The following is a 12,136-nucleotide window of genomic DNA, read 5'->3' on the forward strand; positions in this document are numbered from 1 at the left end:
TACAAGGGTTGAGTTGGATAAATTGATTAATTATACAGTTTTTTCTTCGAATGTTACTGATTTTGGCTGATTTCATGATGAAAAATGGGCCTGTTTTTATGGTATAATGATTATGAACCTGAAAATGGGAGAGATATTTATGGCTCAGAGGTTAGCCACAGAATACAAACAAATTGTACTGGAATTAAGCAGTCAACAGTTGCAAGGATTTATTAACTTATTTAAGATGAATAATTTTTCGTCTGAAATTCGAGTGTATGAGAATGGGGATACCGAATTTATCCTGTCTGACAATGGGAATGAGATTCCTCTAGCCTTTCGCAACATGGGGCTGTTCTTTGAATTTAAAGGTTCCTATATCATTACTGATATACAACTGGCACACACCATGCGTAAAGCAATACGTGATTTTAAGGGGAACGCCATTGTAAATCGTCTTTACAACGGATATTCTATGGAATATCATTATGAACACGGAATTGTCATGAAAATTGTTGAATGCAAGAAGGAAGATCAAACCGTTATTTATGAATACGAAGATACGGTTGGTAAGCTTACACGTTTGTTTGCCAAACAGGGAGTGGAAGATCAGATTGCCTGGATTAGACTGCAAATTGACTTATTGCTTGACCAACGAAAGAAGACTGAAAACATGAAAACGATTGCTAATATTGATCAGCAATTAGGAACATTATCACGTGAATTAATCAGCCTAGAAGCTTAATCCTATAAAAAATGCAGCCCATAGGGCTGCATTTTCACATTTATGCTATTTTTCAGTCTGCCTAATCTGGGAACAATGGCCAATTCCCCAAAAGGTATTGCACGTTCGCGGAATCCGTGTTATTTTAGTCATTGTGATACTAAATAGGAACCAGGATTCACTCAAGGAACTTCTCCTCTAGTTAGTGAATGGCGTAGGTCCTAGCGATATCGATTTTAGTAACCAATATGCTAGGAGGGGGGACCGGAAGATGGAATACTCTACTTTCGGAAGACATGTTGCAATGGATACTTGGGGTGTAGACTTTGACTTATTGAACAATGCGGAGCTTCTCAAGCATCATATGGTAGAGGCAGCCGAAGCTTGTGGGGCTACTGTGTTGAGTGTTCAGGCTAAACAATTTGAACCACAAGGGGCTACAGTTCTGGTTCTATTATCTGAAAGCCACCTTTCTATCCATACCTACCCGGAGAAAGGGTTTGCTGCCCTTGACTGTTACACATGTGGTGAAACCGTTGATCCTGAGATTGCCATTGGGTATATGGTAAAAATGCTTAAACCAGAAAAAACTTATTCTCGTAAATTAATTCGCGGTGTTGGGGAAATGGAAGTTATGACGCCTGACATGGAAAATGAATTAGTGAAAAAGTAGAATGTTATTAGCCACCTTTTTAGGTGGCTTTTCCACTTGGGTTGGACCCATATATTACTAAAGAAATTTGCATTTAATTGTGTTAGAATCAGCAAAAGGACCTCTTCAATCCAAAAAGAATGGGGACGTGAAGAAATGAACCAAGTCTTTCTTATGTCTGAAAGTCCTGATATTCAATTCAAAACGAATGTAGTAGCAGGAGAAGAATCTACCACTGTACGTGTTTGCTTAAAAGAGGGGTGTAAAGGATGGTCAAAAAATCTCGATGTCATGGACTGTCCTTTCTGTAATGGGAAAATGGAGATTGCAGAGAAAAAAATCCCGATTGTACGAGCTGTTAATTCTTGTAGAAATTGCTTTTATCTGGTCAAGACAGAGAATGTTTGCATGCTGAAGGAAAAGAAACTTTGTTATCATGCAAGTGATTATTCCGAGGATTGTGGATCGTTCAAAATAGAACGTAAAGCTGGCAAGAATGAACGAATAGAAAAACAAAAATTTGAAGAAAACTGGAAGAAAGAGCACACCCGCTCATAATAATGCGGGTGTGTTTATTTGTCTTTTTTCATGATAGAGTTAATGCCTTCCACAATCTCTGAGGTTTGCGCTAGATGCTGATTTAATTCCGCAAGGGTGGGCAATCTAAAACGGAAATTACCGGTTTTTCTTTTCGGATGGGTGACCCGTTTTGCCTCAAGCTTCTTGATTCTGCGTGTCAATCGATTCTTTTTACGTAACAAAGCTTCATTGAACGCGCTTAAAAAAGAAGGATTCTCTAGCATGCTCCTGATTACTTGCGGGTTGGATTCAAACCATTGGCCGTTAGTACGAAGCCATTTCCTTAAGTCAGGATTTTGTCTAAGGTATCTCTTGAATTGTCGGTGGGACATAAACTTGCACTCCTTTCCCCAAAGGGGTCTGACCCTGGTTTTCTTATAGGTTATGTGTCAGATGACAGGTGTGTTTGTTTATATACCTAGACTGTTTACCTTTGACTTAAATAATTAAGTTACAACCCATTTTCCCTTTCCTGTACTCTTTACTAAATTATTGTATTCCAACGTTTTCAAGTCCCTTTGAATGGTTCGCGAAGCATAGCCAAATTCCTCCGCCAATTCCGTGGAATGGACGGCCTTCCCTTTATTTTTTAGGTAAAGGTAGATGGATTTGATGCGGGTTACCATGCGTTCATGTGGACTCAATAACAACGCCTCCTTTTGATTTAGCAACCTTGGATAAGAGGAAAAAGGTGTTAAACCTTCTAATATTATTGTACCATTTTACCTAATGCTTTCCAAAGTTCAATTTGAGGTATAATAAGAACATACATATTTGGTATGGAAAGGCAGGTTTGTTTGAATGACGAAAGATGAGCTTCTTACCATTTTGAAAGAAAATAATTTTGATGAAATTATTGAATTGATTGAGGATGCCGAAACAGGGGATTTAGCGGAATTGGAACTGGTTGAATCTCTTGGTTTGCTTTACGATGAGCAACTAAATGAGGAGGTTCTTCGACTGCTGCAAGAATTAGGCGTGAAGATCATTTATGTTACCGACGTGGATGGAGAGGAAGAGGAAGACTAAATAGAGAAAGGGGGGAGATGGTTGAGTAATCTAGATGATTTATTTATTTGTACAAATCCAACCCGCAGGGATGTAAAGAATATTTTTCGAAGCGAAAAATATGCCCGCGGAATCCTCTTGAAAAATGGGGATATGATTGTTTGGAACGGGGATGTTATGCATAGCAAGGTTCTTCCTTTTTTAACTGAGACGGGGATCCATTTTAGTGTTTTTGGAGATAAATTGGAAGTATGCTGGCAATTTGAATCATGGACAGAAATTCAAAAACGATTGAAGGAAGCTAAACCCTATCTAGAGGTATTGGGGTATCCCGAAGAGGGCAAAATCGTAATAGATACTGTTTTTTATACACATAAAAAATACGCGTTTCCAGATATAAAATATAAGGATATATGGGAAGAAGGATATGAATTAAAACCGATAGATGCATAAAATAAAAAATTCCGGTTCAAGGACCGGAATTTTTTATTTTGAAGCTTTACTTCATGCTAATTCTTTTCTTCCAAAATAACCGCCTGAGCAGCAGACAGGATCCCGATGGGAATTAAATGGGGGACCGATGATAAATAATCCAACCCAAGGCGCTGGAAGAAACGAACAGATTTTTTCTCGCTACTTTGAACACCACAGGTTCCGACCTTTAATCGAGGATTGCTTTCCCTCCCAGAGACCGTACCCATACGAATTAATTCTCCTACACCTTCCTCATCGAGTGAAACAAAAGGGTTTTCAGGCAAAACCTTGTAATCGATATAATAAGCGAGATATTTCCCTTCTGCGTCATCCCGACTGTAACCAAAGGTTGCTTGGGTTAAATCATTGCAGCCAAAAATAATAAAATCAGCATATTGCACAATTTGCCTCGTTGTAATGCAGGCTCTCGGCAATTCGATAAAGGTTCCAATAGGAATTTCAATCTGGTCTTGATAGCGGGAAAATACATGACTTAAAGATTCCAATACTTGTTCCCGAACCATTTTCATCTCATTAGCATGGCTGACCAGTGGAACGATGATTTGCGGATGTACTTCGATTCCTTTGCATTTTAACTCAAGGGCAGCCTCTGCAATAGCTGTCACTTGCATATCATAAATTTCCGGGTAGGTGATTCCAATTCGGCAACCTCGATGCCCGAAGGAAGGGTTCAATTCATGGAGTCCCTTTACTCTCCAAAAGAGCTTTTCTTTTTCCTGTACATCTTCAAAATCACGAGCCAACTTGGCACGTTCTATTTCAATGGACAATGTCTCGGCACTTGGCAAAAATTCATGGAGTGGTGGATCTAACAAGCGAATAATGACATCTTTTCCCTCCATGATGCGAAACATTTCTAGAAAATCACTTTTCTGCATGGGAAGCAGGTTGTCTAAGGCCTTCTTGCGTTCCCATTTATTTTGCGAAAGGATCATTTCTTGAACGAGCGGAACTCGAACGGGATCCATAAACATTTGTTCTGTACGGCACAAGCCAATACCCTCAGCACCCAAGAATCTTGCCTGCATTGCTTCCTTGGGTGTATTAACACTTCCCAAAACGGCCATTTTTTTCCGGTCCTTTGCCCATCCTAGAAGTGTCATAAATTCATCGCTAAGGGTTGGGGCAATAAGAGGGACCTGGCCAATGATTACCCTTCCAGTGGAACCATCCAATGTGATGATATCGCCAGCCTTTAGTCTTTTTTCGCCAATTGTGACCTCCTGCTTTGCTTCATCCAAATTTATCGCTGAGCAGCCGACAACACAAGGTTTGCTCATGTCCCGTGCAACAACAGCCGCGTGACTAGTCATGCCTCCTTGACTAGTGAGAATGCCGACACTTGCTACCATTCCGTGGATGTCATCTGGGTTTGTGTCACGGCGCACGAGGATTACCTCATGACCAGTTCGCTGTAATCTTTCCGCCTCTTCGGAATCGAAAACGATCATCCCTGTTGCTGCCCCTGGGCTGGCTGGAAGGCCTTTAGCTATCACATTGACGTCTGTCTTTGGATCGAGTGTTTCGTGCAATAGCCCTTTTAAGGTATCCGGGTCGATGCGCAGCAAAGCTTCATCCCTGCTGATCAAACCCTCTTGAGCCATATGTACAGCAATCTTAATAGATGCTTTAGGGGTCAACTTTGCTGAACGAGTCTGCAGCAGATATAATTTTTTTTGTTCAATGGTAAACTCAATATCCTGTACGGAGCAATAATGCTTTTCTAGGGATTGCGCAATTTTTTTAAAGTCCTCGTAGGTTTCCGGCATTTTTGTTTTGAGCTCATTCAAACTACCAGGTGTTCGACTTCCGGAAACAACATCTTCCCCTTGGGCGTTCCAAAGAAATTCACCATAAAGTTCTGGGTCTCCTAGTGCCGGATTCCTTGTAAAGGCTACGCCTGTCCCGGAATCTTCCCCCATATTACCAAAGACCATTTCTTGCACTGTAACAGCAGTTCCTAACGTTTGTTCTATTTTATTTATCCGCCTATAGAGGGTGGCCCTTTGATTGTTCCAGGATTCGAAGACGGCACCTACGGCCATCATCAGCTGAACTTTTGGATCTTGTGGAAACTCTTCCTTTGATTCCTTTTTTACTAGTTTTTTATAGGCTTTAATTAACTCTAATAGGTGTTCAATATGCAACTCGGAGTCTTTCTCAACGCCAGCTTTTCGCTTTATTTGATCTAGTTCTCGTTCAAACTGATAATGGTCAATCTGTAAAACAATATCGCTAAACATCTGGATAAATCTGCGATAGGAGTCATAAGCAAAACGCGGGTTTCCTGTGTTTTGCGCTAACCCCTTCACTGTCAAATCATTTAAACCAAGATTAAGGATTGTATCCATCATTCCAGGCATAGAGACAGGTGAACCTGAACGAACAGAAACAAAAAGTGGATTTCTCGTATTTCCAAACTCTTTCCCTGTCTTTTGTTCTAACCTTAATAATGCGTAATCGATTTGTTTTTCGATCTTTGAATTTATTTTCTTGCTATCTTCATAATAGAGACGGCAAGCATTTGTTGTTACCGTAAAACCGAAGGGAACAGGAAGGCCCAAGCTAAACATTTCCGCCAGATTGGCACCTTTTCTCCCGAGGAGATCATTCATCCGAGCATTCCCTTCCGAAAAAAGATATACATATTTGTCAGTCATACTGAACGCTTCCCCTTTTGACGAGAATTCCAGACGAAATACCAACGAATGGCTATCTCACCGCTCAAGATTTTTGAACATGAAGTAACGCGGATAATCTGGTTCGTCCATTTCCTCATCTAAAATAACGTATCCGTTCTGCAAATAAAAAGATACGGCTTGTTGATTCATTTTGCTGGCATGTAAAAAAGAAGAACGTGCATCGAGCTCTTTACTTTTCTGTTCAAAGTGACGGAGCATATATTGTCCATATCCTTTTTTGCGAAATGATTTTTCAACAAACATTTGCATCAAGTAAGTGGTTGTTAGATTGTGTTGATAAAGGTAAAACCCAACTAATTTCTGCTTTGATGTAAATAAAAGATTACTATAACAATTTTGACTTGCAATCCCTTCGATATACCATCCTGAAATATTCGCGTAAAACATCTGATCGAAAACCATATTGTGAAAGTTTAAAGAGTACAGTTCTTTTTGATGATGTAAAATGAGGGGCAGGTATTCGTCCTTGAAAGAAACCCAATGCAATCTTGATTCAGAAACCGGAATCATAAATACCCCTTTCTATGATTGTGCATAAGTTACTTTTCTTTTGCTTCTGATTTAAAACGAGAGATAATTTGTTGCATGCGCTCTTGTCTTTTCTTATCTTGTTCAGGAGAAACCTGTTTTCTCATTTTCCCATTCTTGGAAGTATCGGGTCGTTTTCGATTTGAGTTTGGTTTGTTCATGGTGCCCATCCTTCCACTATTTCCTTTAGTATACTAAATCTCAACTAAATTTTCCTCCAGTTTGGCTTCCGTTCTTCAATAAAAGCAGCAGCCCCTTCTTTATAATGTTTAGACTGAATAGAAAGGGTCATTGCTCTTGCGGGATCCATATCCAAGAAAGCTGCTTTAGCATATTGAATGGCAATAGGTGATTTATCTTGAAAGAACTCTGTGAATTCTTCTAAATATTCTGCGAGGTGATTCTTTGATGTGACATGATCGACAATGCCATGGTCAAGTGCTTCAGATGCTGTTAGAACTGCACCAGTCAAAATAAGGCGTTTAGCAGTTTGCCTTGGTACGAAGTTCTGGATACGCTTTGTATTATAAGCAAAACCGACATCAGTGCCAGGAAAACCAAGTTTGGCCTTTTGTTCCATTAGTCGGAAGTCACAAGCTAGTGCAAGTTCTGCTCCTGCCCCCATGGCATATCCTGTCATCTTGGCTATGGTGATAAAGGGGGCTGTCTCGATTTTACTAAGCAACTGCTCATAGATCGAAAACAACGTCTCCACTTCTGATACATTCATCATTCGAAGGGCATGAAGATTCATCCCAACAGAGAAATGAGGTGCACCTTCAATAACCAAGATTCTTGTCTCCTCATCAATGGAGTTCAGTTGTTCAAAGAAATCTTGAACGAATGGGAGGTCAATTGGGTTCCCTTTTTTTTGCCTAAAATGGAGATGGGAGTAGAATTTTTCTTTTTTCAATGTAAACATCTGTAAACTCCTAGAATTTTTTCTTTAGTTTACCATATTTTTTTGTCATTCAGAGAAGATTATATAACAGGAGCTTAAAAGTTGGGATTAGCAGTTTTCTCCAGTTTATGGTACATTGTAATTTGAATTTGGAGAGAGTGAAAGGGGTTATAAGAAGATGCAAGTTGGTTTAATCGGCTTAGGAAAAATGGGTTTTAACTTATGCCAAAATATGGTGGAACATGGTCACGAGGTTGTAGCCTTCGATGTGAATCCTGAGGCCGTTGAAGAAGTGAAAAAAGTCGGTGCTGAAGGCGTAGGGAGTTATCAGCAGCTAATTCAGACCTTGCAAGGACCAAGGATTATTTGGTTAATGGTTCCACATGGTGTCGTTGATTCGGTTATTGATGAAATGACGCCCTTGCTATCAAAAGGAGATATTGTAATTGAAGCCGGAAATTCACACTATAAGGAATCCCTTCGTCGCTATGAGAGATTACATAGCTCAGGAGTCCATTTTATGGATGTTGGGACGTCCGGAGGGATGGAAGGGGCGCGCCATGGAGCTTGCTACATGATCGGCGGTGATGAGGAAGCGTGGAAAGTGGTAGAACCGATTTTTCGTGATACCGCCGTGGAAAAAGGCTATTTTTATGCCGGTAAAGCAGGCAGCGGACATTTTCTGAAAATGGTACATAACGGAATTGAATATGGAATGATGGCAGCCATTGGTGAAGGATTTGAGGTTTTAGAGAAAAGTGAATTTGACTATGATTATGAAAAAGTCGCCCGTGTGTGGAGCCATGGCTCGGTTATTCGCGGTTGGCTAATGGATTTAACTGAAAGGGCCTTTTCCAAGGATCATAAATTAGATGAAATTAAAGGGGTCATGCACTCTTCTGGGGAAGGAAAATGGACGGTTGAGACAGCTCTTGATCTACAATGCGCAACACCGGTCATTGCAATGTCTTTATTGATGCGTTATAGATCTACAGAAACGGACACCTTCACTGGAAAAGTAGTAGCAGCCCTTCGGAATGAATTTGGCGGACATGCTGTAGAAAAGAAGTAACGAACGGAGAAATCAACCTAGATTCGTAAAGGGGATGGCAATGAAGCCAAAATTACTTTACACCATCGTTATATTCACCGTTCTTTTTAGCACATATGCCCATTTTTTCACTAGTTCAAGCGGTTTACAGTTTTTTTCTACGTCTTTGGCGATTATTTTCTTAGCCGGTCTGTTGGGGAAGGCAACGGAAACTGTTGCCCATTTTGCGGGGGAGCGTTTGGGAGGCTTTTTAAACGCAACCTTTGGTAATGCTGCAGAATTAATTATTGCTATCTTTCTTGTTCGAGAAGGACTGTTTGACATGGTTAAAGCGTCGATTACAGGTTCGATTATCGGTAATCTTCTACTCGTTCTTGGACTAAGTATATTTGCTGGCGGTTTAAAGTTTAAGCAACAGAAATTTAACCCTTTGTTGGCTGGGCACAATGCATCCTTAATGCTTCTAGGCGTGATAGCATTGTTTATACCTGCCGCATTTGCACGAGATTTATCAAAAAACCATATGGACACCTTTAGTTTGGTCGTTGCCGGGGCTCTGATCGTGGCGTACTTCTTATGGCTGATTTTCTCTATGATAACGCATAAAACAGAACTCTCGGATGATCCTCTGGGAAATCACGAACAAGAAGAAGAACCTTTATGGGGAAAGGGCACAGCCATTCTCATTTTGGTTGTCGCAACCGTTTTCGTTGCCATTCAAAGTGAGTGGTTAGTCCATAGCATTCAAGAAGTTGCACTTGCTCTAGGATGGTCTGAATTATTCGTTGGGGCTTTCGTAGTTGCAATTGTAGGAAACGCAGCTGAACATAGTGCTGCGGTTTTTATGGCGTTGAAGAACAAAATTGGTGGAGCTATGGAAATTGCGGTAGGAAGCAGTTTGCAGATTGCCCTACTTGTTGGGCCCTTACTTGTTTTTATCAGCCTGTTCTTTGGACAGCCGATGGATATTTTGTTTACCATGGAAGAACTTGTAGCCATTGGGGTTGCCGTATTTATTGCCATTTCCATTTCCAGGGATGGGATGACCAACTGGTTTGAAGGAATTCTTTTGTTTGTCGTTTATTTACTTATAGGAACAGCCTTTTATTTTGTTTAATATGAAAAAGGGACTGAAGATTAGAAAATCCAGTCCCTTTTTGTGTTATTTCTTTTTTTTATCCAAATGGAACACACCGCGTTCAAGTGGTACTCCGTCTCTCATCAATCCATTTCTATTGCGAGGTGTCTTTTTCATATTGGCTTGCTCTTTTAATGCCATTTTCCCACCCCCTCCATCGATAGTTTAACCGAACGAGAGGTGTCACTTGCGAGGAAGCTGGTAGAACATTTCACCAATTCAACCGTAATTTCATAACCTAAACAAATACCCATTTTAGGTGATGAAAATGCAAGGCGGAACGTTTCTTCGGTTATTGTTGTTTATTACAACTTTTGCCATTCTAACAGGTTTATGTATCCCACTTTTACTGGAAAATCTTCTTCAGGTGGATGATAATAAAATTCAAAAGCGGGCGGAGTCTATAGTTGTTGATGCAGCAAAGTGGTACTTAATGCATAATGGAATACCAAACGAGACAATGTATACGGATGATGTCAAAAAAGCACTTATACCAGAATATCTAAACAAATGGCCTGGCAAGTACCCCATTGTTTGTACGATAGATACACAAGGAAATATTATTGTGGAAACCGTTGAGCCAGAAAAAATAAAGCCAGCTTGGCTAGCCTGGCTATTAGGGGATCCTTAACTTTCCCATTATGCTTTAAGATGTTTCTCTAATTGTTCTCTAATAGCGGAAGGGATCGATTCAGCCCTTTGGGTCTTGAAATTAAAGTAAACCATCGTGATCCTTCCGCTTGCGCATACCTCATTCTGTTGGACAACCTCCTGAAAAATAACAAAGCTGGAGTTCCCAATCCGTTCAATGGAGGTTCGAATAGTGACATCTAATCCATAATAAATCTGCTTTATAAAGTCTACAGAGAGACTTGCGATAATTAAATTCCAATTTTTCAGATCTAGGTCTTCATTGAACAGGCGGAATACGTCAATACGTGCCGATTCAAACCAGTTTGGGATAACGTTATTGTTGATGTGTCCGAGTGCGTCTGTTTCCGCAAAACGAGGAATAAGATGTTGTGTAAACAAGGAAACTCCTCCTTTAAAAGATGTTTATTTGGAAATTTTACCATAGATATTAAAAAAATGGACAGGGAAAAATAGATCTTCTGAAGGGGTTGAATTTTTATAAATTGTTTTGTATAATTAAAACAATGATAAGCAGGAATGAGGGGATTTTCGTGAAGGCTCAAATTGAACATGTTGAACAATTACCACAACAAGAAGAGGTACAGATGTTGCGACAATCACTAATCGAGGCAACAGAAACGATTGAGTATATGGTCAACTCCCTCATGTGGAGTGCTGAATATAAGGTTCTTGCCCAGTCAAAAGAAAAACTGGGAAAGTTGAAGAAACTGCTAACAACATTAGATGCATAAATATACTAAGGGCGGATCGTTTGATCGCTCTTTTTTGTTGGTACCCTCATAAAACATCGCTATTTTTACGAATAGTTCTGTTAGGAGGGGAAAATATGAAAAAAATGGCATACATAGGGATTGGCATGGTTTTTACTTTCATTGTTTCTTTTACTTGGATCAGTTGGGCTGACAACAGTCAAATACCAAAAGAAACCATTGATCAAAACACTGCTGCCGAGGAAACAATAAACGAAACAGTACGTCCAAAAGAAGGGACTGTATCTTATTTAAATAAAGAAAAGAGAAGCTTAATTATTTTTGACGGACAGGGCAAGCAGCATGTTACCGTTCAACCGGAAACAAAGATCATGATTAATGATCAAGAATCCGCATTTGAAAATATTCAACTAGGTGACGAGTTGAAAGTCGTTTCCAATTCAGAGAATGTAGTTCGTTATCTTTTGGTGCATCAGCAGGTGGATGTAACACCAGCACTAAACCAAGAGACAAAAGAGGCAAGCAAACCAGCAGTAGAAAAGGTTAGCATGGCGGAGGAAGATACGTCCAGTGCTTTGACAAGATATGAGGAACTTAAAATCCAACTTAAACAGGATAAAAATAAGTTGGAAATTAAATGGGACGGAAAAACAGCAAAAATTACCTTGGAAACTGAAGATGATAAAAAGAAACTAGACGGAAAAGAAGCATATTCTGTTTTACAGAAATGGGTAGGAAAGTGGGATAATAACAGCAACCAACAAAAAGAAATGCTTATGGACCTGATCCGTATTGTCAAAATGGACAGCGACGAGCCTTTTACTTATTCATTTGAATGGAAAAAGGATGGTAAAAGCGGAAAATGGGAAACCAAGTCGAATGATAAAAAATCGGGTGATAAAGGAAAGCATCTGGGGCAACTGAAGCATGAGAATTATAACGAAAACGCACCCGGTCACAAAAAGCATGACCATGGAGACGATTAGAGACACATAACAAAACCACCGGTTTTTAA

At 39.9% G+C, this 12,136-nt stretch carries 17 protein-coding genes; 10 read left to right on the forward strand and 7 right to left on the reverse strand.

All coding sequences use genetic code 11. From position 1 onward, the window contains the following. Positions 1–139: 139 nt before the first annotated feature. The 3 genes from J2Z37_RS07825 to J2Z37_RS07835 all read left to right on the forward strand — a co-directional run bounded on the left by J2Z37_RS07825 (position 140) and on the right by J2Z37_RS07835 (position 1,913). Positions 140–724, forward strand: a complete 585-nt coding sequence (locus tag J2Z37_RS07825) for a non-ribosomal peptide synthetase module (RefSeq protein WP_209809693.1) — start codon at positions 140–142, stop codon at positions 722–724. Between the two features lie 250 nt (positions 725–974). Then, positions 975–1,376 carry an adenosylmethionine decarboxylase gene (gene speD / locus J2Z37_RS07830; protein ID WP_209809694.1) on the forward strand — a complete coding sequence of 134 codons (402 nt, stop codon included), beginning with the start codon at positions 975–977 and terminating at the stop codon, positions 1,374–1,376. A gap of 153 nt (positions 1,377–1,529) precedes the next feature. Beyond that, on the forward strand, positions 1,530–1,913 hold the full coding sequence (locus J2Z37_RS07835) for a hypothetical protein (protein WP_209809695.1): 384 nt from the start codon (positions 1,530–1,532) through the stop codon (positions 1,911–1,913). Between the two features lie 14 nt (positions 1,914–1,927). Here the strand turns inward: J2Z37_RS07835 and J2Z37_RS07840 are convergent, their stop codons facing one another. Beyond that, positions 1,928–2,266 carry a hypothetical protein gene (locus J2Z37_RS07840; protein ID WP_209809696.1) on the reverse strand — a complete coding sequence of 113 codons (339 nt, stop codon included), beginning with the start codon at positions 2,264–2,266 and terminating at the stop codon, positions 1,928–1,930. Positions 2,267–2,380: 114 nt separating this feature from the next. Further along, entirely contained in the window at positions 2,381–2,560 is a 180-nt protein-coding gene (locus J2Z37_RS07845) for an HTH domain-containing protein (RefSeq protein ID WP_209809831.1), read from the reverse strand. Positions 2,561–2,735: 175 nt separating this feature from the next. Between J2Z37_RS07845 and J2Z37_RS07850 the strand changes: the two genes are divergently transcribed. Together J2Z37_RS07850 and J2Z37_RS07855 are read left to right on the forward strand one after the other, a co-directional pair. Continuing rightward, a complete protein-coding gene (locus J2Z37_RS07850; RefSeq protein WP_209809697.1) occupies positions 2,736–2,963 on the forward strand; it encodes a hypothetical protein in 228 nt (75 codons plus the stop codon). A gap of 21 nt (positions 2,964–2,984) precedes the next feature. After that, positions 2,985–3,395: a hypothetical protein gene (locus J2Z37_RS07855; protein WP_209809698.1), complete on the forward strand. Its 411-nt coding sequence runs from the start codon at positions 2,985–2,987 to the stop codon at positions 3,393–3,395. 56 nt (positions 3,396–3,451) lie between these two features. Here J2Z37_RS07855 and ppdK read toward each other — a convergent pair whose 3' ends face one another. From ppdK to J2Z37_RS07875, 4 genes are all read right to left on the reverse strand, one after another. Beyond that, positions 3,452–6,097, reverse strand: a complete 2,646-nt coding sequence (gene ppdK, locus J2Z37_RS07860) for a pyruvate, phosphate dikinase (protein WP_209809699.1) — start codon at positions 6,095–6,097, stop codon at positions 3,452–3,454. A 57-nt stretch (positions 6,098–6,154) separates the two neighbouring features. Continuing rightward, positions 6,155–6,526, reverse strand: a complete 372-nt coding sequence (locus J2Z37_RS07865) for a GNAT family N-acetyltransferase (RefSeq protein ID WP_209809700.1) — start codon at positions 6,524–6,526, stop codon at positions 6,155–6,157. 152 nt (positions 6,527–6,678) lie between these two features. Then, the gene (locus J2Z37_RS07870) at positions 6,679–6,828 is read right to left on the reverse strand and encodes a hypothetical protein (protein WP_209809701.1); all 150 of its coding nucleotides are present in this window, start codon (positions 6,826–6,828) and stop codon (positions 6,679–6,681) included. A gap of 44 nt (positions 6,829–6,872) precedes the next feature. Then, positions 6,873–7,589: an enoyl-CoA hydratase/isomerase family protein gene (locus J2Z37_RS07875; RefSeq protein WP_209809702.1), complete on the reverse strand. Its 717-nt coding sequence runs from the start codon at positions 7,587–7,589 to the stop codon at positions 6,873–6,875. A gap of 157 nt (positions 7,590–7,746) precedes the next feature. Here J2Z37_RS07875 and gnd point away from each other — a divergent pair, with 157 nt between their 5' ends. From gnd to J2Z37_RS07890, 3 genes are all read left to right on the forward strand, one after another. Continuing rightward, positions 7,747–8,640, forward strand: a complete 894-nt coding sequence (gene gnd / locus J2Z37_RS07880) for a phosphogluconate dehydrogenase (NAD(+)-dependent, decarboxylating) (RefSeq protein WP_209809703.1) — start codon at positions 7,747–7,749, stop codon at positions 8,638–8,640. 40 nt (positions 8,641–8,680) lie between these two features. Next, positions 8,681–9,736 (forward strand): calcium/proton exchanger, encoded by a 1,056-nt coding sequence (cax, locus tag J2Z37_RS07885; RefSeq protein ID WP_209809704.1) that lies wholly within the window; start codon positions 8,681–8,683, stop codon positions 9,734–9,736. A 280-nt stretch (positions 9,737–10,016) separates the two neighbouring features. Beyond that, a complete protein-coding gene (locus J2Z37_RS07890) occupies positions 10,017–10,388 on the forward strand; it encodes a hypothetical protein (RefSeq protein ID WP_209809705.1) in 372 nt (123 codons plus the stop codon). 8 nt (positions 10,389–10,396) lie between these two features. Here the strand turns inward: J2Z37_RS07890 and J2Z37_RS07895 are convergent, their stop codons facing one another. After that, on the reverse strand, positions 10,397–10,789 hold the full coding sequence (locus tag J2Z37_RS07895; protein ID WP_209809706.1) for an acyl-CoA thioesterase: 393 nt from the start codon (positions 10,787–10,789) through the stop codon (positions 10,397–10,399). A 152-nt stretch (positions 10,790–10,941) separates the two neighbouring features. On the opposite strand from J2Z37_RS07895, the gene J2Z37_RS07900 reads away from it, so the two are divergent. Beyond that, on the forward strand, positions 10,942–11,142 hold the full coding sequence (locus J2Z37_RS07900) for a hypothetical protein (protein ID WP_209809707.1): 201 nt from the start codon (positions 10,942–10,944) through the stop codon (positions 11,140–11,142). Positions 11,143–11,237: 95 nt separating this feature from the next. Then, the gene (locus J2Z37_RS07905; protein ID WP_209809708.1) at positions 11,238–12,107 is read left to right on the forward strand and encodes a hypothetical protein; all 870 of its coding nucleotides are present in this window, start codon (positions 11,238–11,240) and stop codon (positions 12,105–12,107) included. Positions 12,108–12,136: the final 29 nt, after the last annotated feature.

The sequence above is a fragment of the Ammoniphilus resinae genome (genome assembly GCF_017873965.1).
Classification (GTDB): Bacteria; Bacillota; Bacilli; order Aneurinibacillales; family RAOX-1; genus Ammoniphilus_A; species Ammoniphilus_A resinae.